Annotated in this window: 4 protein-coding genes; 3 read left to right on the top strand and 1 reads right to left on the bottom strand. The window is 60.4% G+C overall.

The annotated features are described in order from the left end of the window. Positions 1-155: 155 nt before the first annotated feature. Positions 156-464: a NifU family protein gene (locus tag VGO04_RS20170; protein ID WP_327497744.1), complete on the top strand. Its 309-nt coding sequence runs from the start codon at positions 156-158 to the stop codon at positions 462-464. A gap of 152 nt (positions 465-616) precedes the next feature. Here the strand turns inward: VGO04_RS20170 and VGO04_RS20175 are convergent, their stop codons facing one another. Beyond that, entirely contained in the window at positions 617-1,684 is a 1,068-nt protein-coding gene (locus VGO04_RS20175; protein ID WP_327497745.1) for an SDR family oxidoreductase, read from the bottom strand. Positions 1,685-1,794: 110 nt separating this feature from the next. Here VGO04_RS20175 and VGO04_RS20180 point away from each other — a divergent pair, with 110 nt between their 5' ends. Both VGO04_RS20180 and VGO04_RS20185 read left to right on the top strand, forming a co-directional pair. Further along, positions 1,795-2,685 carry a LysR family transcriptional regulator gene (locus VGO04_RS20180; protein WP_327497746.1) on the top strand — a complete coding sequence of 297 codons (891 nt, stop codon included), beginning with the start codon at positions 1,795-1,797 and terminating at the stop codon, positions 2,683-2,685. 173 nt (positions 2,686-2,858) lie between these two features. Continuing rightward, positions 2,859-3,294, top strand: a 436-nt coding sequence (locus VGO04_RS20185; protein WP_327497747.1) for a helix-turn-helix domain-containing protein, incomplete at its 3' end; no start/stop codon positions are given.

The following is a 3,294-nucleotide window of genomic DNA, read 5'->3' on the forward strand; positions in this document are numbered from 1 at the left end:
ACGCTTGCCAATCTCGAAATGCCCGAAGAACTGCAGGAGCGCTACGGCTATCCGGAAATCACCCGTGAGATGAAGGAGAACATCCTCGGCAAGGCCTTTGCCCGCGGCATGGGCATCGATATCGAAGCCAAGAAGATCGAATTGGGGCTGGTCTGATGACCGCCCGGTCCGCCATTTCGCCGGATGCGCTCGAAGCTGCCTTTGCGCGCATCCGCCCCCTGATCCTAGGCCATGGCGGCGATATCGAGATCGCCGATATCAGCCCGGAGGGTGTCGTCAGCATCAAGCTCGTCGGCGCCTGCAAGGCCTGCCCAAACATGGCGATGACCTATGTCGGGCCGATCCGCACCTATCTCATGGAGGTGGACGGCGTGGCTGAAGTCCGCTGCGAACAGGTCAATGCGAGCATCAAGACGCTCGATCGTCTCGCGCGTCGACTGGGGTCGAGACCGCTCATCGCCTGACCGGACGAAAGTTCGTCGGATCTTCGAAACCGCGCTTCCGAAAGGAGCGCGGTTTTTCTATGTCCGGTGGTGCATCTTGGATGTGTTAGCCCCGGCAATGCAAAACGGCGCGCCAATGGCGCGCCGCGGTTTCAGTCGACCTGGCTCGTCGATCAGGGAATGATGCGCTCAGCCCGCAGGCGGTCGAACACGTCGATGAACGAGCGTTCGGTATCCTGCGTCTCGGTGAAGCCGAGCGCTCTCGCCTTCGACATCGAATGCACGCATTCCATCGGCCGCCCGAGGTCGAGATCGGTGTGCCAGGCGGATGCGAGACGGTCGAGCTTGTTCGGCTGCAGGCCATGCTGGCCGACGAGGCCGTCCCAATCATCGCCGAGATCCTTCATCTGCTCGGCAAGCGAATTGTACTCGCCAGGGTACTCCGCCACGGGCACGCCGAAGTAGTCGGCGATCGTCTTCCAGAGTTGCTCCCAGCGGAAGACATCGCCGTTGACCGCGTTGAAGGCTTCGTTGCGGGCGTTCGGTTCTGTGCCTGCCCAGACGATCTGCTTGGCGAGGATGCGCGCGTCGGTGATGTCGTTGAGGCCGCGATAGGCGGTCGGGCTTCCGGGAAAGCGGAAGGGACGGCCAGTGGCCTTGCAGATCGAGGCGTGTGTCGCCAGCGTCGCGCCGATGTTCATCAGGTTGCCGACCGCATAGCCGATGATCGTATGGGAGCGGTGGACCGACCAGCCGAAATCGTACTCGGCTGCATAGGCCATGACGATGTCTTCGAGCTCGTAATAGAAGTTCTTCTTCGGCAGGCGCGGCGCCGTTTCGCGGAAGGGCGTGACCGGCTGGACCTTGCCGTAGTCCTCGAAGGGGCCGAGATAGTGCTTCGTACCGGTGACGACGCCGACATGCTCGACGCAGCCCTTGTCCTTGAAGGCATCGAGCACATTCTTCAACATGTTGCCGTTGAGGCGAATGTTCTCGTCCTCGTTCGATCCGAGCGTCCACGAGCAGTAGAAGATGTGCGTCGGTGCCAGGTGGGAAAGGGCCGCAATCGCCTCGTCCCGCTTCAAGAGGTCGACGGCATGCGGCTTGATGTAAGACGAGCCGAGCGGCGGCCGGCGCGAAGCGCCGTGGATTTCCCAGCCGCCAAGGTCTCTCAGATGTTCGGCGACGTTCAGCCCGACGATACCGGTCGCACCGACGATCAATGCGCGTTTTTGATACATGGATTCCTCCCTTTGTGATGTGTGGGCGAGAGGATGACGGTTTGCCCTCTGGTCAGGTAGAGCGGCTTGAGGAATAACTGTAGTGAATAAAGTTCACGAAGGAGCTGGCAATGCAGAACCGGGCGCTCGAGATGGAAGTCTTCGTGACGATCGTCGAGGCCGGCAGCTTTTCGGCCGCCGCCCGGATCTTCTCGATGTCGCCTTCGGCCGTCAGCAAGCTGGTCACGCGGCTTGAAAATCGTCTCGGCGTGCAACTCGTCGTGCGCTCGACCCGCAGTTTCCGGCTGACGACGGAAGGCAACGATTTCTACAAGACGTCACGTTCCATCGTGCAGGAAATTGCCGAGGCGGAAGCAAAAATCGCACGCAAGGCCGAGGCCGTCGGCGGACTTTTGAAAGTCAGCACCAACCTGCCGTTCGGCACGCATGTGCTCTCGCCGCTTGTCGTTCGGTTTCTCGAGGAGAACCCGGGCATGCGCATCGACCTCGAATTCAGCGACGAGACCGTCGATCTGATTGCGGAAAAGACGGATATCGCCATCCGCACCGGCGTTCTGCGCGATTCTTCGCTGCGGTCCCGTCGCTTGCTCGATTCGCCGAGGCATGTCGTCGCCTCCCCGGACTATCTGGCCCGGCATGGCGAACCGGTGCGCCCGGAGGAACTGCGCAAGCACGCGTGCCTTGCCTTTGGCGGCCGTCCGCATCTCAACACCTGGCAGTTCAAGGATCCGGTGGACGGCGCTTCGGTTCATGTCGACGTCACCGGCAGGCTGGTCGTCAACAACGGCGAATCCATGCGCCACTTCGCGCTGCAGGGTGCCGGCATCGCCCGGCTTTCTGCATTTCATATCAGCCGTGATCTTGCCGAAGGACGTCTCGTTCGGCTGCTTGTGCCCTGGGATGCAGGCGAGACCGAGCCGATATCGGCGATCTATTCGGCGCAGACGCATGTGCCGCAGAGAATCCGGACGTTCCTCGACTATCTGGCACGGTCGATATGACGAGAAGTGATCAGTTGATAAATTATCACTTGATCAGTTTTGGCGATGGTGTTACCTCTTGTGTCAGCTCAGGGAGAGAGCATGGGAGGTTCCCGGCCATCGTTCGGGTCGGAGCCAAGTCTGATTTTCAAAGCGTGAGGACTGACACCAATCATGTGTCAGAACGATAGGCTATGGCAAAAGCAGCACGAAAATATCTCGACGCGGCCGATCGCGAGCAGCAGATCCTCGAATTTGCGATCGATTTCGTCGCCCAGCGGGGACTACGGTTCACGACGCGGGAATTGGCTGATGCGCTGGGCGTTTCGCAGCCGCTGCTCTACAGGTACTTCAAGAACCGCGACGACCTGCTCCAGAAGATCTATGACGAAGTCTATCTGAAGCGTTGGGATCCGGGCTGGAACGAATTGCTCGCCGATCGGTCGCTGTCCATCCGCGATCGCCTCGTCCGTTACCTCAGGGCCTATGCGGCCGCGATCCTCGACGAGCGCTGGATCCGGATCTTCATCGCGTCGGCGCTGGAAGACCCGCAGATCACCCAGAAATATCTCGGTCTGCTGCATGAAACGACCTTTCCGCTGATCTTCGCCGAAATCGCGGCTGAAGCAG

The organism is Ensifer sp. (assembly GCF_035999185.1).
Lineage (GTDB): Bacteria > Pseudomonadota > Alphaproteobacteria > Rhizobiales > Rhizobiaceae > Ensifer.